The sequence below is a fragment of the Streptomyces sp. NPDC005141 genome (assembly GCF_053599975.1).
In genome coordinates this window covers 1-21,557 of record NZ_JBSFYW010000097.1, presented here as the reverse complement: position 1 = coordinate 21,557, position 21,557 = coordinate 1, and the positions used below count along the sequence as shown (strand labels likewise).

General features: G+C 71.1%; 18 protein-coding genes. 13 read left to right on the top strand and 5 right to left on the bottom strand.

Features of this window, described 5'->3' with window-relative positions; all coding sequences use genetic code 11:
* The first annotated feature begins 88 nt into the window (after nt 1-88).
* From ACWD68_RS39395 to ACWD68_RS39385, 3 genes are read left to right on the top strand one after another with little or no spacing between them, the layout of a single operon-like run.
* The gene (locus ACWD68_RS39395) at nt 89-1,762 is read left to right on the top strand and encodes a hypothetical protein (RefSeq protein ID WP_451811277.1); all 1,674 of its coding nucleotides are present in this window, start codon (nt 89-91) and stop codon (nt 1,760-1,762) included.
* Nucleotides 1,759-3,606 carry an urease accessory protein UreH domain-containing protein gene (locus tag ACWD68_RS39390; RefSeq protein WP_451811276.1) on the top strand — a complete coding sequence of 616 codons (1,848 nt, stop codon included), beginning with the start codon at nt 1,759-1,761 and terminating at the stop codon, nt 3,604-3,606. Before ACWD68_RS39395 ends, ACWD68_RS39390 begins: the two co-directional genes overlap by 4 nt.
* A 45-nt stretch (nt 3,607-3,651) precedes the next feature.
* Entirely contained in the window at nt 3,652-5,286 is a 1,635-nt protein-coding gene (locus tag ACWD68_RS39385; RefSeq protein WP_451811275.1) for a protein kinase domain-containing protein, read from the top strand.
* Between the two features lie 90 nt (nt 5,287-5,376).
* Here ACWD68_RS39385 and ACWD68_RS39380 read toward each other — a convergent pair whose 3' ends face one another.
* On the bottom strand, nt 5,377-6,183 hold the full coding sequence (locus tag ACWD68_RS39380) for an SGNH/GDSL hydrolase family protein (RefSeq protein WP_451811274.1): 807 nt from the start codon (nt 6,181-6,183) through the stop codon (nt 5,377-5,379).
* Between the two features lie 338 nt (nt 6,184-6,521).
* Here ACWD68_RS39380 and ACWD68_RS39375 point away from each other — a divergent pair, with 338 nt between their 5' ends.
* From ACWD68_RS39375 to ACWD68_RS39355, 5 genes are all read left to right on the top strand, one after another.
* Entirely contained in the window at nt 6,522-6,965 is a 444-nt protein-coding gene (locus tag ACWD68_RS39375; RefSeq protein WP_451811273.1) for a hypothetical protein, read from the top strand.
* Nucleotides 6,966-7,458: 493 nt separating this feature from the next.
* On the top strand, nt 7,459-8,277 hold the full coding sequence (locus ACWD68_RS39370) for a glycosyltransferase family 2 protein (protein WP_451811272.1): 819 nt from the start codon (nt 7,459-7,461) through the stop codon (nt 8,275-8,277).
* Nucleotides 8,274-9,287: a glycosyltransferase family 2 protein gene (locus ACWD68_RS39365; RefSeq protein ID WP_451811271.1), complete on the top strand. Its 1,014-nt coding sequence runs from the start codon at nt 8,274-8,276 to the stop codon at nt 9,285-9,287. Before ACWD68_RS39370 ends, ACWD68_RS39365 begins: the two co-directional genes overlap by 4 nt.
* Nucleotides 9,284-10,081 (top strand): polysaccharide deacetylase family protein, encoded by a 798-nt coding sequence (locus ACWD68_RS39360; protein ID WP_451811270.1) that lies wholly within the window; start codon nt 9,284-9,286, stop codon nt 10,079-10,081. The genes ACWD68_RS39365 and ACWD68_RS39360 overlap by 4 nt, the downstream gene beginning before the upstream one ends.
* A complete protein-coding gene (locus ACWD68_RS39355) occupies nt 10,074-13,928 on the top strand; it encodes a lipopolysaccharide biosynthesis protein (protein ID WP_451811269.1) in 3,855 nt (1,284 codons plus the stop codon). Before ACWD68_RS39360 ends, ACWD68_RS39355 begins: the two co-directional genes overlap by 8 nt.
* A 30-nt stretch (nt 13,929-13,958) precedes the next feature.
* Here ACWD68_RS39355 and ACWD68_RS39350 read toward each other — a convergent pair whose 3' ends face one another.
* A complete protein-coding gene (locus ACWD68_RS39350) occupies nt 13,959-15,395 on the bottom strand; it encodes a GH39 family glycosyl hydrolase (protein WP_451811278.1) in 1,437 nt (478 codons plus the stop codon).
* A 166-nt stretch (nt 15,396-15,561) separates the two neighbouring features.
* On the opposite strand from ACWD68_RS39350, the gene ACWD68_RS39345 reads away from it, so the two are divergent.
* A complete protein-coding gene (locus tag ACWD68_RS39345; protein ID WP_451811268.1) occupies nt 15,562-16,656 on the top strand; it encodes a DUF5925 domain-containing protein in 1,095 nt (364 codons plus the stop codon).
* A gap of 86 nt (nt 16,657-16,742) precedes the next feature.
* Here the strand turns inward: ACWD68_RS39345 and ACWD68_RS39340 are convergent, their stop codons facing one another.
* On the bottom strand, nt 16,743-17,114 hold the full coding sequence (locus ACWD68_RS39340) for a GntR family transcriptional regulator (RefSeq protein WP_451811267.1): 372 nt from the start codon (nt 17,112-17,114) through the stop codon (nt 16,743-16,745).
* Nucleotides 17,115-17,209: 95 nt separating this feature from the next.
* Between ACWD68_RS39340 and ACWD68_RS39335 the strand changes: the two genes are divergently transcribed.
* Both ACWD68_RS39335 and ACWD68_RS39330 read left to right on the top strand, forming a co-directional pair.
* Nucleotides 17,210-18,139, top strand: a complete 930-nt coding sequence (locus ACWD68_RS39335) for a GNAT family N-acetyltransferase (RefSeq protein WP_451811266.1) — start codon at nt 17,210-17,212, stop codon at nt 18,137-18,139.
* Nucleotides 18,120-18,620 carry a DUF402 domain-containing protein gene (locus ACWD68_RS39330; protein WP_451811265.1) on the top strand — a complete coding sequence of 167 codons (501 nt, stop codon included), beginning with the start codon at nt 18,120-18,122 and terminating at the stop codon, nt 18,618-18,620. The genes ACWD68_RS39335 and ACWD68_RS39330 overlap by 20 nt, the downstream gene beginning before the upstream one ends.
* An 88-nt stretch (nt 18,621-18,708) precedes the next feature.
* On the opposite strand, the gene ACWD68_RS39325 is transcribed toward ACWD68_RS39330, so the two are convergent.
* Nucleotides 18,709-19,341, bottom strand: coding sequence for a class I SAM-dependent methyltransferase (locus ACWD68_RS39325; protein ID WP_451811264.1), 633 nt, complete (start codon nt 19,339-19,341; stop codon nt 18,709-18,711).
* A 137-nt stretch (nt 19,342-19,478) separates the two neighbouring features.
* Between ACWD68_RS39325 and ACWD68_RS39320 the strand changes: the two genes are divergently transcribed.
* Nucleotides 19,479-19,613, top strand: coding sequence for a hypothetical protein (locus ACWD68_RS39320; protein ID WP_361679791.1), 135 nt, complete (start codon nt 19,479-19,481; stop codon nt 19,611-19,613).
* An 87-nt stretch (nt 19,614-19,700) separates the two neighbouring features.
* Here ACWD68_RS39320 and ACWD68_RS39315 read toward each other — a convergent pair whose 3' ends face one another.
* Complete coding sequence (locus tag ACWD68_RS39315; protein ID WP_451811263.1) at nt 19,701-20,183, bottom strand: GNAT family N-acetyltransferase; 483 nt, start codon at nt 20,181-20,183, stop codon at nt 19,701-19,703.
* 196 nt (nt 20,184-20,379) lie between these two features.
* Between ACWD68_RS39315 and ACWD68_RS39310 the strand changes: the two genes are divergently transcribed.
* A complete protein-coding gene (locus ACWD68_RS39310) occupies nt 20,380-21,429 on the top strand; it encodes a lytic polysaccharide monooxygenase auxiliary activity family 9 protein (protein ID WP_451811262.1) in 1,050 nt (349 codons plus the stop codon).
* Nucleotides 21,430-21,557 lie beyond the last annotated feature (128 nt).

Sequence of the window (21,557 nt, the reverse complement as noted above, 5' to 3'; positions counted from 1 at the left end):
GCCCGCACGCAGCACATCCCCCACCGTGCGGGCCGCGCCGCCCCACCCCCCACAACCACCGTTCCGCCAAGGACTTTGAGGAGAGGGCATGTCCCCGCGTACGAACGACAACGCGACGCCGGACGCCGAGAAGGCCACGCCCGACGAGAGCACCGTGGGGGCCATGCCCGCCGAGAACACCGCGGAAGCGACACCCGCCGAGGACACGGCGGGCGCCGAGGACGTGACCACGCCGGTGCGCGCCGAGAAGAGGGCGAAAGCGACAACGACCGGGGATACGGCGGAGGCGACACCCGACGAGGACAGGGCGGAAGCCGCGTCCGACGAAAGCGCCCCGGAAGCCGACTCCGGCGAGGACACCGCGGACGTCGCGGACGTCGCGGAGGCGCCCGACGAGCGGGTGGCCGCCGTGCGCCGGCTGTCGGCGTCGCAGCGTCGCTGGCGGACGGCCCAACTCAGCTTCTGCGCAGCCGCGTTGGCAGTGGCCATGACAGCGGGCGCGGTGGTGCTCGGGGCCCTGCGGGACGGCGGAACGACACCCGCCGTCGCGAACGTGTCCAACGGCGTGTCACCGCAGTTGCTCGCGAGCGGCGACCTCGACGCGAGCATCACGTCCCTCCAGGCCCATCTCCGCACCCAGCCCAAGGACTTCGGCGGCTGGTCGACACTCGGCCTCGCCTATGTGGAACAGGCCCGCACCAAGGGCGACCCCTCCCGCTACCCGCAGGCACAGGAAGCGCTCGACCGCTCCCTGAAGCTGCGCCCCGACTACGACCCCGCACTCGCCGGACGCGCCGCCCTCGCCGCCGCCCGGCACGACTTCACCGGTGCCCTGAAGTACGCGGACCTCGCGCTGAAGCAGAACCCCTACAGCGAGCGCGCCCTCTCCTCACGGATCGACGCGCTCGTCGAACTCGGCCGCTACGACGAGGCGTCGAAGGCGGCCGACCTCGCCGACTCCCGGCGGCCGGGCGTCCCCGTCTTCACCCGGTACGCCTACGTCCACGAGCTGCGCGGCGACGTGAAGACCGCCCGCCGGGTCCTGCGTCAGGCGCTGGCCACCGCGACCAGCCGCGGCGACATCGCGTACGTAGCCACCGCGCTCGGTCAACTGGACTGGAGCCAGGGCGAGTACGACGCGGCACTCACCTACTTCGCACGGGCACTCGCCGCCGACGACGGCTATCTCCCCGCCCTCGAAGGCCGGGCCCGCACGCAGGCCGCGCAGGGAGACCACGCGGCGGCGATCAAGGGGATGGAGCAGGTCGTGCAGCGCTACCCACTCCCGCAACCCCTCGTCGAACTGGGCGAGTTGTACGAGGCCCGCGGCAAGGCGGGCGACGCGCAGAAAGCCCGCGACCAGTACACGCTGGTGAACGCCTGGGTCTCCCTGGCCCGTGCCAACGGCGTCGACGCCGACCTCGACACGGCGCTTGCCGCCGCCGACCACGGCGACCGCAAGGCCGCGCTGAAGGCGGCCCGCGACGAGTGGGCCCGCCGGCACACGGTGCACACCGCGGACGCGCTCGCCTGGGCGCTGCACGTGTCGGGCCGCGACGCGGAGGCCCTGCCGTACGCCCGCAGGGCCACCGCGACGGGCTACCGCAACGCGTCCTTCCTCTACCACCGCGGTGTCATCGAGCAGGCCACCGGTCACACCGGGAAGGCGCGCACCGCGCTGAGGTCGGCCCTGGAGCTGAACCCGGGATTCTCGCCGCTGGGCGCCCGCGAAGCCCGTACCGCACTGGAGGCCGCGCAGTGAGGGCACCTCGATTCCTCGCCGTCTGCGGAACGATCCTGACCGCGGCCTGCGCGCTCGTGCTCGTCCCCTCGGGACAGGCGAGCGCGCATCCGCTCGGCAACTTCACCGTCAACCGGTACGACGGACTGGTCGCGGCCCCCGGGCAGTTGCGCGTCGATCACGTCGAGGACCTGGCGGAGATCCCCGCCACCCAGGCCAAGCCCGACATCGAGAAGCTCGGGATGGCCGACTGGGCCCGGCAGCGGTGCGAGAGCGCGGCGAGCGGCAGCAAGGTGACCGTCGGCGGGCACACGGTGGCGCTCACCGCCGGCGCGAGCCACGCACGCGTGCGGCCCGGCCAGGCGGGTCTCAGCACCCTGCGCGTGGAGTGCCGGCTGACGGCACCTCTGCCCAGGAACGAGACGGTCACCGTGGGCTTCCACAGCGCGGGCGCCGACCGGGGTCCCGGCTGGCGCGAGATCACCGCCCGTGGCGACCGGACGACTCTCACCTCCTCGGACGTACCGGCGAAGTCGGTGTCGGCGGAGCTGACCCGGTACCCCAAGGCGCTGCTCTCCTCGCCGGCCGACACCGCCACCGCGTCACTGAGGATCCGCCCCGGCGGCCCCGCCCTCGTCGAGGAACGGCGCGAGGCCCCGGCCGCCTCCGTGCTCCCGCGCGGCGCCGACCGCTGGACCGAGGCCCTGAACAATCTGGTGGCCCGTCATGACCTCACCTTCGGCTTCGCCGCGCTGGCCCTGTTCATCGCCGTCGCCCTGGGTGCGATGCACGCGCTCGCGCCGGGCCACGGCAAGACCCTGATGGCCGCGACGGCGGCGGCGCGCGGGGGCCGGGCCCGGATGAAGGACGTACTGCCCCTGGCCGCCTCCGTGACGGTCACCCACACCCTCGGAGTCGTCGCGCTCGGCCTGCTGGTCACGGCGGGCTCGGCGGCGGCCCCCTCCGTGATCGCCTGGCTGGGGGTGTCGAGCGGTGTCCTGGTGACCCTGGCGGGCGCCACTCTCCTGCGACGGGCGTGGCGCAACCGGCCCCCGGCACACGGGCATGGGCAAGACCACGACCACGGACATCCGCACGGCACGGACCACACGCACGACCACCCCCACGAGCCCGCTCACGGGCACGCCCATGCGCACGAGCACGGTCAGGACCGGACCACGGCCCACGACCACGGGCCGGGTCACACGCATGACCACGAGCACACCCCCGCGCACCGGCACACACACGACCACGACCATGACCACGCTCACGACGGCGAACACGCGGGGGTACCGCATCGGCATGCCGACCGCTCCGCACGCCCCCTGGTCCTCGCTCACGCCACCACGTCGGTGACGACGAGCGCTCCCACCACCGCCACCGCACCCCAACCTCACTCCCACCCGCACCCGCACCCGCACCCGCACCCGCACCCGCACGACCACCCCTCGGGCAACACCTCCCGCTCCCGCACCCTCGAGCACACCCACGGCGGCTTCACCCACACCCACGAGATCGCCCCCACCCTCCGCGGGACGATCCTGCTCGGCTTCGCCGGTGGGCTGGTCCCCAGTCCTTCGGCGGTCGTCGTGCTCGTGGGCGCCGCGGCCCTCGGCCAGGCCTGGTTCGGTCTTCTCCTCGTCCTCGCGTACGGCGTCGGGCTGGCCCTGACGCTGACGGCGGCCGGGTTCGCCGTCGTCAAACTCGGCGGCGGGATGACCCGGGCCCTGGCCAGGCGTCCTCGGTGGGCCGAGGGGCGCCTCGTCCTCCTGGTCCGCAGGACCGCACCTCTGGGATCGGCGTTGATCGTCGTAGCCCTTGGGGCTGGATTGGTGCTCAAGGGGGCGGCATCCGTACTCGGCTGAGCTACTTTTGTGGGGAAAACGCGCGGATGCGAATGGGGGACGCACGTGTCCGAAGATCCGGGCAGTGAACGTGTGATCGCGGGGCGCTACCGGCTGCTCTCGCCCTTGGGCGAAGGCGGCATGGGAACGGTGTGGCGCGCCCGCGACGAAGTGCTGCAGCGCGAGGTCGCCGTGAAGGAGGTCCGCGCCCCGGCAGGGCTTCAGACGTCCGAGGTCGAGCGGATGTACGCGCGCCTGGAGCGGGAGGCATGGGCGGCCGCCCGTATCTCCAACCGCAATGTGGTGACGGTCTACGACGTGGCCACGCAGGACGGCCGGCCCTGGATCGTGATGGAGCTGATCCGCGGCATCGCGCTGTCCGATCTGCTGGACGCCGAGGGGCCGTTGACGCCCCAGCGCGCCGCCCACATCGGCGCCGAGGTGCTCGCCGCGCTGCGTGCCGCGCACGAGGCGGGGGTGCTGCACCGGGACGTGAAGCCGGGCAACGTGCTGATGGCGAACGACGGACGGGTCGTCCTGACGGACTTCGGCATCGCGACGGTGGAGGGCAGCTCCGCCCTGACCATGACGGGCGAGGTCATCGGATCGCCCGAATTCCTGGCCCCGGAGCGGGCGTTGGGCCGCACACCCGGCCCGGAGTCGGACCTCTGGTCGCTCGGGGTGCTGTTGTACGCGGCGGTCGAGGGAAACTCGCCCTTCCGGCAGAACACGCCGCTGAGCACCTTGCGGGCCATCGTCGACGAACCACTGCCGGTACCCCGTCGCGCGGGTCGGCTCGCCCCCGTCATCGAGGGCCTGCTGGCCAAGGATCCGGCCGAGCGGACGAGCGCCGCCTCCGCCGAGCACGAGCTGCGTGTCGTCGCGGCGGGTGGCGCGGCGCCCACGCGGCCCGTGGTCGCTGCGCCGACGCCCTCCGACACACCGACGATCGGGGCGTTCAACCAACCGTCCCCGGCCTCGCCGACACCACCGCGGGGGTTCGGCCCGCCTCCCGCGACCGTGCCGTCGGCCACACCCCCGGCGGAGCCCGACCGCAATCGTCGCGCGGCCGTCGCCCTGATCGCGGGTCTGGTCGCGCTGGCGCTCGCCCTCGGCGGACTGACGTACGCGCTGCTGAACCGTGACGGCGGGAACGGCGGGCAGGGGACCACCAGCAGCGGGGCCACCGGCAGGACCACCGACGGCGGGAACTCGGGCGGCGAGAAGAGCGAGAGCAGCAAGGGCACCGCGGGTGCGACGGGTGGCGGGAGTCCCTCCAGCAGCGCTCCCGGGGGCGGGAGTTCGACGACCGCTCCGCCCGCGCAGTCGGTTCGGGTGACGGTCTCGGGTCACCACACCGACTACAGGGGCGCCTGTCCGCCGCCTGCCACGGGGGCTCCGTCGTTCACGGCGACCTTCACGGTGGGCCGCGTGCCGGTGGATGTCGAGTACCGCTGGGTCACGAAGTCCGGTGATGTGACCGATCCGAGCTGGAAGACGCTCGCGTTCCCCGCGGGCGGCGGCAGGACGCAGCAGAAGACGGTGGTGGCGACGACGTACGACGCGAGCGGGACGTTCGCCAACGAGATCAGCGTGGAGGTGCGCGGCCCGGTCCACGCGACCTCCAACTCGGTCCCGTTCACGATCACTTGTGTGACGGAGACCCCGACGGACGGGGCCTCCGCCTCCGCATCCCCGTGACGGGGATGACGATGTCCCTCGGCGGGGCGGACGTTCTCCCCGGATGGGACGGGTGCTTTCTCGAAGGATTCCGGAGTGGGGGTCCGGAGGTCAGACGGCTCCGGTGAAGGCGGGCAGATAGCCGCCGGACTGGCCGGCCGCGGTCGGGTGGTACGACTCGCCGATGTTCAGCCAGTTCAGGCTGTGCAGCCAGGCGCTGCCGGAGCAGATCTCATGTCCGGTGAAGGTGCCCCTGACATCGGCGAAGGTGAAGCCGTGGGCGGCGGCACGCTGGGCGGTCGCGCTGTCCAGGTAGTCGGCCGCGCCGTTGATCGCGGACCGCTCGGTCTCCGAAAGTCCGGTCAGGCAACTGCCGTTGAGCTTGTAGAAGCGGGGGTAGCCGATAACGACCACATGGGCGGCCGGGGCCTTCGCGCTGATCGCCGAGTAGACGGAGTCGAGCTTGCCGGGGAGCGTGGAGTCGACGTACGCCTTCGCCGTCGCGATGCGCGAGAGGCAGGAGCTCTCGGACTGCAGGACGCAGGTCGTCATGACGTCGGAGAATCCGGCGTCGTTGCCGCCGATGCTGATCGAGACGAGGCCCGTGGAGGAGCTGAGCGGGCCGAGCTGATTCGCCGTGACATCACCCGTACGAGCGCCTGAGCAAGCGGTGAAGTCGAACGACGAGGGTGAATGAGCGGCGCTCCAGAGATAGGGGTACGCCTTCGTGCTGCGCTTGCAGTCGCCGCTGGAGCTGATGTAGCTCCCGGCGCCGACACCGGAGGAATAGGAGTCACCCAGGGCCACATAGCCGGTGGCCGCCGCGGTTCGCGCCTGCGCTGTCGCCGCCCCGGTAAGGGCGAGGCCGACGGCGAGGAGGAGTGAGGTCACGTATGCCGTAATTCGGGAACGTCTCATGGAACCTCCCTTTAGCAGGATCTCTGCCACAACGTTGGTAGCAGCTACGCGTGTTGACAGGAAGTGTCCATGCCAAGACTTTTCGGACCCCCGCCACCGGCTCCACCCCTGTTCACGGCATATTTCGTTACATGTCCATGACAGTCAGATGACAATGAATGACAGACCGTCAACTCCGGTGTGCGGCACCCTGGTCGCCGAAGCGGGGCGACAACTCCGGAAGGCTGCGGCCGGAGGCGGTCGGGAAGCCCCTGAGCGCCTTCCGCGTCTTGACGTCCACAGGCCCACTACGCCACATTGAAGCCCGACATCCGGCGCTTCGGGGGGCAAAGTCGCCCATGCAGACCATAAGGATCAAGGCATCTCCATCCGACACCGCGGAGCGGTCGCGGTCAGGTCCGGGGAGGGACCTCCTGCCGCTGCTCGCGGGCGCCGCGACCGTGGTCGCGGGCGTCGGCGGGTATCTGGCGCTCGCCGACGCGGACTCACCCCTGCGCGGTCCGTTCACCCTGTTCTTCCTGCTCGCGTCACCGTCGTTCGCCATCGCGGCCGCGCTGCGCGGGCTGGATCCCCTCGGCCGCGTCCTCGCGTCCGTCGCCGGCGCGGTCGCCCTGAACATGCTGGTGGCCCAGGGCATGCTCGCCGTGCACCGGTGGTCGGTTCCCGGCGGGATCGTGACCGTGGCCGCACTCAGTTCGCTGGTTCTCCTGCTGGTGTCGGCACGGCGATGGCGTAGTCGCGCGACGGCCGGACGGACCCCTGACGGATCGGGGCCGGAATGACCAGGACTCCTCGAGGGCACGGCACATCTCCGTGCCCGAGGGGCGGGTGGTGACACCCGGCCGGAGCCGTTCGAGCCGGCCTGCGGGATCCTCAATCGGATGGGGAAAATCCGTTCGAGGCGTCGTGTAACGGTCAAACCAACAAAAACGTGAGGCCTCGTTCCAGGTCTTGCCATACGGACTCATTCGTCAATACCGTCGTACATCTCACCCGCATCGGTCCATCATCGACGGCTCTAGGGGAGGGCTCAAGGACCGCGATGGTTCCCGGCGCGGGGCGCGGTTGGGGGGTGCCGTACTCGGTGACCAGACCTGTGCCGAGTCGTGCCGCGCGACCGGCTCCTCTTTTCGGAGCCGGCCAGCTTTGCCAGCTCACCCGGCATGCACGGAGATTCCTTTCGGCATGCCGTCAGTGAGAACCCCCCTTTCGAACCGGACAAAGAACCGGACCGCCCAGGGGCGGGCGGTCCACCGGACGAGAGGGACCAGACTCATGAGCTCAGTCCTGCGCCCAGCGATCCCGGGCGATGATCCGTCAACGGCCGCCAAGTACCGGCCGATCTCTTCTCACCTGGCCATCGCGCCACCGGTGAGTGTCGTGATTCCCGCCATGAATGAGGCGGAGAATCTCCCCTATGTCTTCAAGACACTTCCCTCGTGGATACACGAAGTGGTTCTTGTGGACGGCAACTCCACCGACAACACCGTCGAAGTGGCCCGTGAGCTGTGGCCCGACGTCAAGGTCGTCGAACAGCGCGGGAAGGGCAAGGGAGACGCCCTGATCACCGGGTTCGAGGCGTGCACCGGCGACATCATCGTGATGGTCGACGCGGACGGCTCGGCCGACGGTCACGAGATCGTGTCGTACGTCTCCGCTCTGGTGTCCGGGGCGGACTTCGCCAAGGGCTCCCGGTTCGCGAACGGCGGCGGCACATCCGACATGACGCCGATCCGCAAGCTCGGCAACCGCGTGCTCTGCGCGACCGTCAATGCCAAGTTCGGCGCCCGCTACACCGATCTCTGCTACGGATACAACGCGTTCTGGCGGCACTGCCTCGACAAGATCGAGCTCGACTGCACCGGCTTCGAGGTCGAGACCCTGATGAACATCCGGGTGGTCAAGGCAGGGCTCAAGGTGCAGGAGATCCCGAGCCACGAGTACCTCCGCATCCACGGCACGAGCAATCTGCGTGCCGTGCGGGACGGGCTGCGTGTGCTCAAGGTGATCCTCAAGGAGCGGTCCAACCGGCGTGCGCTGCGCCGCAGGCCGCACGCCGCCCAGCTCGACTCCGGACGGGGAGAGGTGTCTTGAGCACGCAGGACATCTCCGTGGTGATCTGCGTCTACACCGAGGACCGCTGGAAGGACATCCTCGCGGCGGTCTCCTCGGTACGGGCGCAGTCCCTGCGCGCCCTGGAGACGCTGCTGGTCGTGGACCACAACACCGTCCTCCTGGAGCGGCTGACCAGGGAGTACAAGGAGACCGACGGGGTGCGGGTGCTCGCCAACGCGGGCCCCCGCGGCCTGTCCGCCGGCCGCAACACCGGGATCGCCGCCTCGCGCGGGGCCGTCATCGCGTTCCTCGACGACGACGCCGTCGCCGAAGGGGACTGGCTGCGGCACTTCGCCGAGGGCTACGCCGACCCACGGGTGATGGCCGTCGGCGGCCGCACCATGCCCCTCTGGGCCTCGGGCCGCCGCCCGGCCTGGTTCCCCGAGGAGTTCGACTGGGTGGTGGGCTGCACGTACAAGGGCCTGCCGCCGGGCCGCGTACGGGTCCGCAACGTACTCGGCGGCAACGCCTCCTTCCGCCGGACGGCGTTCGACGCGGCGGGCGGCTTCGCGACCGGCATCGGCCGCGACGGCGACAAGCGCCCGCTGGGCTGCGAGGAGACGGAGCTGTGCATCCGTCTCACCCGTGCCCGGCCGGACGCGATCCTGCTGATCGACGACCGCGCCGTCATCCACCACCGGGTGCCCGAGGCTCGCGAACACTTCGGCTACTTCCGCACCCGCGCCTACGCCGAGGGCCTGTCCAAGGCCCTGGTCGCCCGAAGTGTGGGTGCGGGCAAGGGACTCGAGTCGGAGCGCCGCTACACGACCCGGGTGCTGCCTGCCGGGGTGCTGCGCGGGCTGCGGGACGCCGCCCTGGCACGACCGGGCGGCGCGGGTCGCGCGGGCGCGATCGTCGCCGGGGTACTGACCGCGGCCGGGGGGTACGTACTCGGGAGCCTCCGGGCCCGCCGGAGCGGCGCCGCGTTCTCCGTGGTCTCCGTCACGGCGATCGAGGGGGTTCCGGACGACGAGGGGGCGGCGGCATGAGCGAACCGGTACCGATCCTGATGTACCACTCGATCGCGCGGTCGCCCAACGACGCGACCCGCGCGCTGTCCGTCTCCCCCGAGGCTTTCGCCGAGCAGATGGCGCTGCTCGACGACCGCGGCTTCACACCCGTCGACACCGCACGGCTGGCGTCGAGTTGGCGCTCGGGCGGTCCGCTGCCCGCGCGCCCCGTCCTGATCACCTTCGACGACGGGTACGAGGGCGTGCATCTGCACGGACTGCCCGCGCTCGCCAAATACGGCTTCGCGTCCACCCTGTTCGTCTCGACGGGGTGGATCAGGGGCGCGTACGACACCGGGGGCGGCCTCGACGCCATGCTCGGCTGGGACCAGGTGCGCCGGCTCGCCGGGGAGCAGATGGAGATCGGCGGGCACAGCCACACCCATCCGCAGCTCGACCGGATCACGGACGACGCGCTCTGGTCCGAGCTGCTGCGCTGCAAGGAGATCATCGCCGACGAACTGGGCGCCCGCCCGGTCTCGTTCGCGTACCCGTACGGCTACTCCAGCTCACGGGTGCGCCGTACGGTGCGTGAGGCGGGGTTCGCCCAGTCGCTCGCCGTCGGCAACGGTCTCGCGCGCCGGCGCCAGGGCCCCTACGCCCTGCAGCGCGTCACCGTGCGCCGTACGACCGGTATCGAGGAGTTCGAGCGGCTGGTCGAGGGCCGCGCGATCGCCCGCACCTTCGCCCGGGACCGTGCCCTCACCAAGGGGTACGCCATGGTCCGAAGAGCACGACAGGTCCGCCGGAAGGCCATGCGTTCCCGTGTCTGACACGACGACCACGACCCAGGCTTCCACGCCCACGACCGAGGCACCCGAGCAGCGGCCGGGCCGCCGCCTCCGCCTGCCCGGTATGGGCCGCAAGGGCGGCGGCGGCAGCCCGCTGTTCCGCAATGCCTACGCCCTGATGCTCAACACCGGGATCTCCGCGGTGCTCGGGCTCGGGTACTGGCTGATCGCCGCCCGCTACTACACCGACGCGGCGGTCGGTCAGGGCTCCGCCGCGATCGCCGCGATGAAGCTCCTCGCCGGCGTGACCGCGGTGACGCTGACGGGTGCGCTCGCCCGCTTCATCCCGGTCGCGGGCCGTGCCACCGGGCGGCTCATCCTCCGTACGTACGCGGGCAGTTCGGTGATCGTGGCGCTCGCGGCAGGGATTTTCCTGCTCACCCTGAACCTGTGGGGACCCTCGTACCGTTTCCTGCACGGCCCGCTCCACGGAGTCGGCTTCGTCGTCGCGGTCATCGCCTGGTCGCTGCTGACACTGCAGGACGGCGTGCTGACGGGGCTGCGCAGCGCGCTGTGGGTGCCGGTGGGCAACACCGTGTTCTCCGCGGTGAAGCTGGTGCTGCTGGTCGGCTTCGCCGCCGCGCTGCCCACCTCGGGCGTCTTCGCCTCCTGGGTCGCCGCGATCGCGATGTCGGTGGTGCCGCTCGGACTGCTGGTGTTCCGGCGGCTGGTCCCCCGGCATGTGAAGGCGACGAAGGACCACGCCGGGCCGCCGTCGCTCAAGGAGATCGGCCGCTTCCTCGCCGGCGACTACACCGGCTCCCTGTTCTCGCTCGCCGTCGTCTATCTCGTCCCGGTGATCGTGGCGTCGCAGGTCGGCTCCGCCGACAACGCGTACTTCTACATCACCACCACCATCGGCGGCACGGTCAACCTGCTCGCCATCAACATGGGTGCCTCGCTGACCGTCGAGGGATCGCACGATCCGGCGCGGCTGGCCGCCAACACCCGGGCCGCGCTCAAGCGCATGGCCCGGATCATGCTGCCGGTGTGCGGACTGCTGTTCCTCGGCGCCCCGCTCATCCTGCGTGTGTTCGGCGACGGCTACGCGCACGCGGCCACCCCGCTGCTGCGCTGGTTTGCCGTCGGCGCGCTGCTGCGGGTGGTCATGGAGACGTACTTCGCCGTCCTGCGCGCCCAGAGCCGGACCTCGGGACTCGCCTATCTCCAGGGCCTGTTGTGCCTGCTCGTGCTCGGCCTCACGGTGATCCTGCTGCCGCGTATGGGCCTGACCGGGGCGGGCGTCGCCGAGATCTCCAGCCTCGCGGTGATCGTGGCGATCGCCGCGCCCAAGCTGTTCAGGATCGTACGCACCGCCCCGCCGGCCGCGCTGCCCGAGGACGCGGCGCCGGACGGGGACCTCGCCGACCTGGGGGCGCGCGATGTCGCCGCGGCGGAGCCCCGCGAGCCGAGGCGCGGCCCGGCCTGGGCCCTCGACTCCGACACCCTCGCCCTCGGCCTCCACATCGACTTCGACCACCAGGAACGCAGGCCCGACGTCCGCCCGGGGCCCGGCACCCCGCCGACCGGGACTCCCGCTGTCCGGAGCCCGTCGTGGGCACGGCGGCAGCCGTCCGTGGGGCTGCCGGTCGAGACCCGCGAGCCGGGCTCGGAGGCGTCGCTGGGCCCGTCGGAGACACCGGAGGTCGACGCCCCCTTCGATGCGCAGGGCCCCGGGGGCGTCTCGTCCGGGGCGCGGAGCACGGCGTCCGGCGACTCGCCCGCCGAAGCCCCGCAGGCCACCGGGAGCCGGCCGGCCACCGACGACCGGCGGCCGCCGAGCGATCCGCCCCTGTCCCTGCGCGAGCGCGTCCTGCATCCGTCGAAGCCCGGCGTCGTCCTCGGCTGCCTCCTGATCTCGGCGCTGCTCCTCTACTGGGTTCCGGTGCTGAGCCTCGACGACGGTTCCCTGGCGCGCATGGGCGGCCTCGGCCTGATCTCCGTGCTCCCGCTGCCGACCCTGATCGGCGCGGCCCTGCTGGTCACGGTGTTCGCGTCCCTGCTCTGGATGAACGGCGAGCACCGGGGCCTGCTGCTGATCACCCTGCTCGCCACGGTCGTGTCCCTGCACGCGCTGCCGGCCGTCATCGAGACCGAACCACGGTTCGCGACCGCCTGGCAGCACCTCGGGTTCCTGGACTACATCGACCGCACGGGGTCCGCCGTACCGGACCTGGACGCCCGCTGGAGCTGGCCCGGCTTCTTCGCCGTGGCCGCTTTCGTCGCGAAGGCCTGCGGGGTCACCGACCTCTCCGAGGTCATCCGCTGGTGGCCGATGACCATCCAACTCCTTTATCTGGTACCGATGTTCCTGCTTGTCCGCTCGATGCGGGCGAGCTGGCGCGCCCAGTGGACGGGGATCTGGTTCTTCGCCCTCTGCGCCTGGGTCGGCCAGGACTACTTCTCCCCGCAGGGCTTCACCTATCTGCTCTATCTCGTGTTCGTGGCGATCCTGCTCGTGTGGTTCCGGGCGCCGCGCATGCTGTGGGCGGTGCGGCGGCCGGGCGAGGCCGAGGTCGAGCCGACGGATCGCCGGCAGCGGGCCGTGCTCCTCATGATCCTGATCGGGCTGTTCGCGGCCACCGTCCCGGCGCACCAGCTCACGCCGTTCGTGATGCTGGGTGTCCTCGCGGTCCTCGTCCTCGTCGGCCGATCCGAACTGCGCGGTCTGCCCATCCTGTTCGCCGTCCTGGTCGCCGTGTGGGTCGGCTTCATGGCCGAGCCGTACTGGTCGGGCCACTTCGACGACCTGTTCGGAGGGGTCGGCGGCGTCGGCAGCAACGTGTCGACGTCGGTCTCCGGCCGCATCCAGGGCGGCAGTTCGACCCACAAGCTCGTGCTGTACACCCGGGTGCTGCTGGCCGGCGGGGTGATGGCCTTCGCCTGCTGGGGCTGGTGGCGGCGGCGCGACCACAAGTACCGCGAGCGGTCGTTGCTCGTCCTCACCTTCGTCCCGTTCCTCGGCTTCGGCATGCAGTCGTACGGCGGCGAGATGGCCCTGCGTGTCTTCATGTTCGCCGTTCCGGGGGCGGCCCTGCTCGCCGGACTCGCCCTCTTCCCGCGCACCGGAGTCACCGCGAAGGAGCGCGAGAAGGACCGGGTGAGCCTCGCGCCGATCGCCGCCCTGATGGCGGGCCTGCTGCTCATGGGCGGCTTCCTGGTGGCCCGTTGGGGCAACGAACCCTTCGAGCGGATCAGGCCGGGCGAGGTCACGGCGATGAACTACGTCTACGCGCACGACGATCCGACGGTCCGGCTGCTGTGGCTGAGCAACGACACGGTCGACAACGTGACACCCGCGATGCCGTGGGGTGCCAGGGACATGGAGAAGGTGCAGTACGTGCCCACCCTCGCGCCCGCCGACCCGGTGCTGGTTTCCGGGCTCGTCAAGGCGCTCAAGGACGCGGGCCCGAACTCGTATCTGATGATCAACCGCAGTCAGGTGGTCTATCTCCAGCTGGACGTGGGCTATTCGGCGACCTGGGAGTCGAGGCTGATCACCCATCTCGACGACCGGCAGGAGCTGAAGAAGGTCCTGGTCAACGACGACGTCACGATGTACACGCTGCGCAAGCAGCCCGAGGGCGCGGTCCCGCGGGCCGAACCCGGCCCGATCGGGCCGCAGGTGACGTGGACGCCGTGGTCGGTCGTCGGCGGGCTCTCGGCCGTCGCCCTCATCGTGCTGCTGGCGGCACGGGAGGTCGTACGCGTCGCGGTGCGGCCCGGCGTACGGCAGTTGCAGTGGCTGCAGAGCAGCTTCTGGTTCTCGCTGCCCCTGCTGGCGGTCCTGCTGGCCTCACTCGTACAGCGGTTCCTCACGATGAAGTGAGGGCGGAGCGGTGTGCGCGGGTGAAGTGGCTCAACCGGGCTGCCGGCTGAGCCACTTCACCTCGTACGCGCCCATCTCGAAGCGCTTCCCGTCGACCTTCGCGTTGATCGACCGGTCCAGGGTGTTGACCACGAGGACGGTCCGGTCGGAGGCGAGGACGCGCACGTTGGGCACGTCGTCCGCGGCGACGGGGACCTTCTCGTACGCCGTCCCCGGCGGGAACGCCTTGCCGAAGCGGGAGATCAGGTCGTACATCGGGAGTTCCTTCCCGCCGCCCGCGGTGCCGGTCGGTGTCCACAGACAGCCGGCGCAGGCCCCTCCCTGCTCCTTCTCCGGGTTCCAGTAGAAGCCGGAGGAGGCGCCGCCCCTGACCATCGCGATCATGCCGCTCGCCTGGACGGCGGCGCGGCGGGTCTCGGACCAGCCCTTGCGCTCGTCCTTGCCGTCGGCCGGTTCGACGTAGTACTCGGCCCACCACAGCGGCAGCCCGTGCGTCTGCTCGCGCACCCACTTCCCGACGGCCGTGAGTTTGTCGGTGGCCGCGAACTCGTCGGGCAGCATGTCGTCGTCGTTGGTGTAGCTGGAGCCGTCCACGACCACGAAGTCGGCGCCCGCCCTGTGCTCGTTCCAGTAGGCGAAGGCGTCGAGGACCCGCTGGTCCATGGCTCCCCAGGTGCCCTTCACGGTCGGGGACGCGTCCTGTGTCTGACGTGGGTCGAAGCTGTCCATGACCAGGTAGGGGCCGCCCACCATGATGTCCTTGTCCACCTTCTTCAGCGCCTTGTAGACCAGGTTGTAGAGCTTGGTGTAGCCCTCGTAGTCCCAGCGGCCCTCGCTGTCGTTCCAGAAGCCCTTGAACTCGTTCCAGACGATGAAGTGCCGTACGTCGGGATAGCGCTTGGCGACGGTCGCGGCGAGCGCGGCGAAGTCCGCGAAGTGGGAGGGCTCCGGGGCCGTCTCCAGCGAGGACCGGCTCCAGTTCGTCTTGTCGGCGCCGGGCCTGCCGCCCTTCATCCAGTCCGGGGAGCAGCACAGCGTGACGATCGGGGTGCCGCCCGACCTGCGGATGAAGTCGACGCGGCTGTCCATCTCGGAGAAGTCGTAACGCCCCTCGGACGGCTCGGGGTTGCCCGCTCCCCAGCCCATGATGTGCTGGTTCTGCGGCAGCGACACCCGGTTCCCGCCCAGCAGCCCCTCGACCCGCTCGGTGGCGGCGTCATCGCCCTCGTCCGCGCTGAACTGGGTGTGGGTGAACCCCCAGCCCACCTCCGGACGCGGCGACTCGGGCGGAGTGACCGGCGTGCCGTGCACCTTGTCCCCGTCGCGGGTCGTGCCCGCGGTGCTCCCGCCGTCTCCCGGAAGGGTGTTGAGCAGAGTCACCACCAGGGCCAGCACGGCCAGCCCCACGCCGATCAGTGCGGTGAGGCGCCATCGTCCCGCCCCCGAATTCCACCCATGACGTCCCATCATGGGCCACAGTAACCGGGGGAATCCGGCGCGGGACAGATCTCGTTCACCACAGCCCTGTAACAGGACGGAAGGGATACACCGGAAGGGCGGCACCACACGCGACACACGCGACGCACCACGGAAACCGGGTGCACGGGGCGCCCGCGTGACAGATCATGGCGACATGTCTGCGAACCCACACGACGCTCTGCCGATCAGGCTCAACGTCGACGACAGCGACTCGCCGTCGGACGTCGTCGACGCGCTGTTCCTCGGTCGCTTCGCGACGGGCGAGCAGCCGCACTCGCACGCGGCGAACATCGACCGCGTACGGTCCGGGGCCACCCTGCTCCCCCCGGGCGCCCGGGTGCTGCGTTCCGCGCGCGACGACGACCGCAGCGCGACACTCGCCGAGGGCGACGGCTGGACCCTGCTGGTGTCCCGCTGGAACCGAGGTGCCGACGTCACGGTGACGGCGACCAGCGTCGAGCTGGCCGAGAAGGTGCTGAAGCAGGCGACGGACGGCGCGACGGACGAGCCCGAACCGCAGCCGGAGAACGTGACGATGGGCTTCTGGTACGTGTCGCCGCGCCGGGGCCCGCACCGCACGACCCGGCAGATCTCGGCGGGTACGTGGGAGGAGGTCCGCCCCAACTACACGGGACCGGTGGCGGATGCCATGGACCGCCTGATGAAGACCACCCCGGAGGACATCGCGGGCCGTCTGCTGCTGCTCCACGGTCCGCCCGGCACCGGCAAGACCTCCGCCCTGCGTACGCTGGCCCGTTCCTGGCGCGACTGGTGCCAGGTGGACTGCGTGCTGGACCCCGAGCGCCTGTTCTCCGACGTCGGCTATCTGATGGACATCGCGATCGGCGAGGAGGACGGCAGCGGCAAGGGGCGCTGGCGGCTCCTGCTCCTCGAGGACTGCGACGAACTGATCCGCGGCGAGGCGAAGCACACGGCGGGCCAGGCGCTCTCCCGGCTGCTCAACCTCACCGACGGACTGCTCGGCCAGGGCCGCAACGTCCTCGTGGGCGTCACGACGAACGAGGACCTGGAGCGTCTGCACCCCGCCGTCGTCCGCCCCGGCCGCTGCCTGGCCCGGATCGAGGTCGGGCCGCTCACCCGCCGGGAGGCGGTGGGCTGGCTGGGCACCGAGGCGGGTGTCTCGCGCGAGGGCGCGACCCTCGCGGAGCTGTACGCGCTGCGCCGCGGCACGACACCCACATCGGTACCGGACCAGCGCGAGGGAGCGGACGCGGGCCTGTACCTGTGAGCGACCACCTGTGAGCGACGCGCGGGCCCCGTGAGCGACACGCACGGGGCCGCCCTGCCTCGACTCGGAACCGTCCGGGAGCCGGGCTAGGAAGCCTCGAACGCCGCCCTCAGCGCATCCCGTACGGCGTCCAGGGCGGCGTCCTCGGTCAGCCCGAGCCGTCGCGCCCGCTCGGCGTAGGCCTGCGCTGCGGACGCGGCCTCGCGTGAAGCGGCGTCCCCGGCGGCGGCGACGAACGTTCCGTTGCGGCCCCGCGTCTCGATCACCCCGTCCGACTCGAGGGCCCGGTAGGCCTTGGCGACGGTGTTGGCCGCGAGGCCGAGCGACTCGGCCAGCCCCCGTACCGTGGGCAGCTTGTAGCCGACCGGCAGCGCGCCGGACCGGGCCTGCTCGGAAATCTGGGCGCGCACCTGCTCGTACGGCGCGGCCCCCTCTGCGATGCGGATCTTCAGGGTCACGCGGCGATTGTCCCGTACCCGCGGAAAGTGATTCCCCCGTACCCGCCGGAAAATGAGAGGCATCCCCACCCGGCCCACGCGTAGCGTGCGATGCCATGACCGTGATCGTTCGAGAGCTGCGCCGCGGGGACCCGGCGGACGCCGCGGGCTTCGCCCGTATCCGTCACCAGGCCCTCCCGTTCATGCTCTTCACCCCCGAGTCCGTCGCCTACGACCTGGCGCAGGCCCATCCCGACTCCCACTACCGGCCGTTGCTGGCCGAGGAGGACGGCGAGCTGATCGGCACCGCGCAGGTGGGCCTCGTGTACGACAGCCCGGAGCCCGGCCAGGGTTATGTCAACGTCTATGTGCACCCGGAGCGGACGGGGCGCGGCGCGGGTTCGCTGCTGGCTCGCTCCGCCGAGGAGCGGCTCGCCGTCCTGGGCGCCACGAGGCTGCACGCCTGGGTGCTGGACGCGCCCGCGAACCGCGCCTTCGCCGCGCAGCGGGGCTATGGCGCGGCCCGCTCCGCGCACTTCCTCCGCCTCGACCTGGCGAACGGCGACCTGCCGCCGCTCCAGACCCCGCCACAGGGCGTGGAATTGCGCACGGCGGCGGACTTCGCGGACGACCCGCGCCCGCTGTTCACGCTGGACGCGGAGACGCTCCTCGACGAACCGAGCGACGTCGACCGCGAGTTCACGGACTACGAGGCCTGGCTGACGGAGACCTGGCGCCACCCTCTTCTCAGCCATGAGCTCACCTCCGTCGCGCTCGTCGACGGCCGCCCGGCGGCGTTCAGCGCGGCCCGCACCGACGGCCGCACCCGCTACGGCACCGTGATGACGGGCACCGGCCGCGCCTTCCGGGGCCGGGGTCTCGCCAAACTCGCCAAGAACCACTCCCTGCACCGGGCCCGCGCGGCCGGCTTCACGGACGCGTTCACGGGCAACGACACCGGCAACGGGCCGATGCTGGCGATCAACAAGTGGTTCGGTTACGAAATCTGCGCAACGGAGGTGAAGTATGTCCGTGACCTCGGCTGACACGCCCGGCTCGTTGGAGATCGTGCTCGTCAAGGCAGGCCGTACGAAGATCAGTTACCCGGCCGAGCTGCTCGCCGACGACGGCACCCGGGTGGTCGTGCGCGCACCGTGGGCGGGCGACACCGTCCGCGACTTCGGCTTCGTACAGTTCGAGCAGGGCGACGTCTTCACCGAGTACTACTGGCGGGACCGCTGGTACGCGGTGAAGGAAGTCCGGGACGCCGGGGGCGTACGCAAGGGCTGGTACTGCGACATCACCCGCCCGGCCACCGTCTCCGGAGGCCGGCTGGTCGTCGAGGATCTCGACCTGGACCTGTGGCGCTCCGCCGATGGCACGGACGTACTGCGCCTGGACGAGGACGAGTTCGCGGAGAGCGGCCTGGCCGCCACCGACCCGGCGGCCGCGGCCGCCGCCGAGAAGGCGCTGGACGAGCTCGAGCAGCTGGCCCGCGAGGGCGGCTTCGAAGCGCTCCTTACGTAAGCGGCGGACCTGCCGAACAGGCCCGGGAGCCAGGGGACTTGGCCCCGGGCCCTGGGCATGGCCGACTAGGACCTGAGGGCGGCGCCGCTCAGAAGGTGGCCACCACGGCGTACCGCTCGTCGTCGACGTCCCTCCCCCAGAGCCGCGCGTCGGCCGACAGCGGCTCCACGCGCAGGCCGGCCGCTTCTCCGGCCTCGGACATCAGAGGCCGGAGCAGGGTGGTCAGCCGCTCGGCGGACAGGCCGACCGGGCTCACGGTCCCCCACACGCCCTCGACGAACACCAGCCGCCCTCCCGGGCGCAGGAGTCCGCGCCAGTGCCGCAGCACGCGCTCGGGATCGGGCAGCGCCCACAGCACATGGCGGCTGAGCAGGACGTCGAAGCGCTGCTCGCCGACGGGTGGTGCCACCGCGTCACCGATGAGAAAGGCCGCGTCACGGCCGGCCAGCTTGGCGCGGGCCAGGTCGATCATGGAGGGCGAGAGGTCGACCCCGGTGACCCGGTGACCGCGCTCGGACGCGATGAGTGACAGGCTGCCGGTTCCGCAGCCCACGTCGAGTACATCGCTGGGCCGCTCGGGCAGCCATTCCCGCAGCCGGGCGGCCCAGGCATCGCGGACCACGGGGTCGCGCAGGCCGTGATCGGGTTCCTCGTCGAAGGTGGCGGACTCCGCGTCCCAGTCGACGCCCGCCCCCGGATTCATGCCACTGTTACTCACCATGCGCCCCAGGGTGACACCCGCCACTGACAGTCGACGGGTGACCGCCGCCACAGACAGAACGCGACCGATGAGGAACTCTCCCCGAAAGGGTCTACCTCCGTACAACCGCGGAATCCGGTAGACGCAAGGAGGCAGCCATGCGCCGTGTGACCGTGCAGAAGCCCCTGAGGAAGTCGGACTCCCGCCGCGTACGGGACGAGTCCGACGAGCGCCCGGCCGAGCGCCCGGAGGTCCGAAAGGACATCGCGCGCACCTGGTGGCCGGACGGCTGAGCCGCCGCGCCCGCCATGGCTCGCGGGGACCGTCCGATCAAGCTCGCGGTGGACACCGCCTGATCGGCGGCATCGTGGCGGACGCCGTCAGACCAGCCGCTTGACGTAGTGGATCCGGTCGTACGGCCCGTCCACGCGCCGCTCGGTCGCCTCGTACCCGTGTCTCGGGTAGATCTTCTGGTTCTCCCACATCATCGCGTTCGTGTAGAGCCTGATCTCGTCCAGCCCGAGGGCCCGCGCGTGTGCGTCCACGAAACGCAGCAGCCGTCCCCCGATGCCCCGGCCGTGGGCATCGGGGCGGACGGCGATGATGTCGAGATACAGATGGTCCGGGCGTTCCTCGACGACCACGAGCCCCGTCACCGGCTCCCCCGTGACGAACACCCGCCCCGCCGCCACATTCGCCGCGTGGTCCGCTTCCATGGGCACCGGAACGAGCCCGATGCGCTCGACGTAGGGATGGAACGCGGCGTCGATCACGGCCTTCACGACGGGCACGTCGGCAGCGACGGCCACCCGCACTCCGAACCCCTCGGGCGTCTCCCCGCACTCCTCGGACGTCTCTGTCATGCCCCGCACGCTACCTACCTGATCGCAGTCTCAGTACTCCCTTAACGGCGCCATAAGGATCTCCATCACCTGCCTCCAGCAGGCGATTCCACGGTTTCCAGGGGCTAGTTTTCTGATCGCCCCCCCACGGGATCCCCCGCACGGAACGCCGTGCGGGACTCACCCCACGCACCAGAACCGTTCGAGGAGTTCCCTCATGTCTGCACGCCGCAAGGCCGCCGGCGTCGCCGCCCTCGGCATCGCCCCGCTCGCCCTGTCCGCGCTGGCCGCCGCGCCGGCCTCGGCGCACGGCTCGATGGGGGACCCGGTGAGCCGGGTGTCCCAGTGCTACGCGGAGGGTCCGGAGAGCCCCAGGTCGGACGCCTGCAAGGCCGCCGTCGCGGCTGGCGGCACCCAGTTGCTCTACGACTGGAACGGCATCCGCATCGGCGACGCGAACGGGCGGCACGAGGCGCTGATCCCGGACGGCAAGCTGTGCAGCGCCAACAGCGAAGAGTTCAAGGGACTCGACCTGGCTCGCTCCGACTGGCCCACGACGAGCGTGAGCAGCGGCTCGTACACCTTCAAGTACCGGGTGACCGCACCGCACAAGGGCACGTTCAAGGTCTACATCACGAAGGCCGGGTACAACCCGGCCCAGCCGCTGGCCTGGGACGACCTGGACCTGGCGCACCCGGTCGCGACGGTCACCGACCCGGCTGCCTCGGGTGGCTTCTACACCTTCTCCGGCACCCTCCCGAAGCGCTCCGGCAAGCAGCTCCTGTACGCGGTCTGGCAGCGTTCGGACAGCCCGGAGGCCTTCTACTCCTGCTCCGACGTCGCGTTCGGCGGGAGCGGTGGCGGCGGCGCGCGCGGCGGCACCACTCCCGCGCCGAGCGCCTCCGCGCCCTCCGACGAGCAGATCGAGGACGGCAGCGACAAGTCGGCCGTGGAGCATCACGGCCACGGTGACGACGACGCCAGTACGTCGGCGGAGCCGACCGCGAGCACGGACGCCGCCGGGGTCACCGAGGACGACACGGGCGACAAGGGCGACGGCTCCGCCGAGGACACCCGGACCGCTTCGGACACGGCGGAGAACCAGCCGGAGGCCGCCGGTTCCTCCGAGAGCCTCGCCGAGACCGGCGGCGACTCCTCCACCTCGTACATCGCGATCGGCGGCGCCGCCGCTCTGGCGCTCGGCGCGGCGGCACTGTTCGCCTCGGTGCGGCGGCGCGCGGCGTCGGACGGCCGGCACGGCCGCTAGGACAGGTCCTGGCACACCATATGACTCCGGGGGCTGACCGGCGGCTCAGGCCGGACAGTTCAAACATAACCGAACACAACAAACCACAAGCCACCACCGCAGTCAACATCACAATCAAACAAATGACA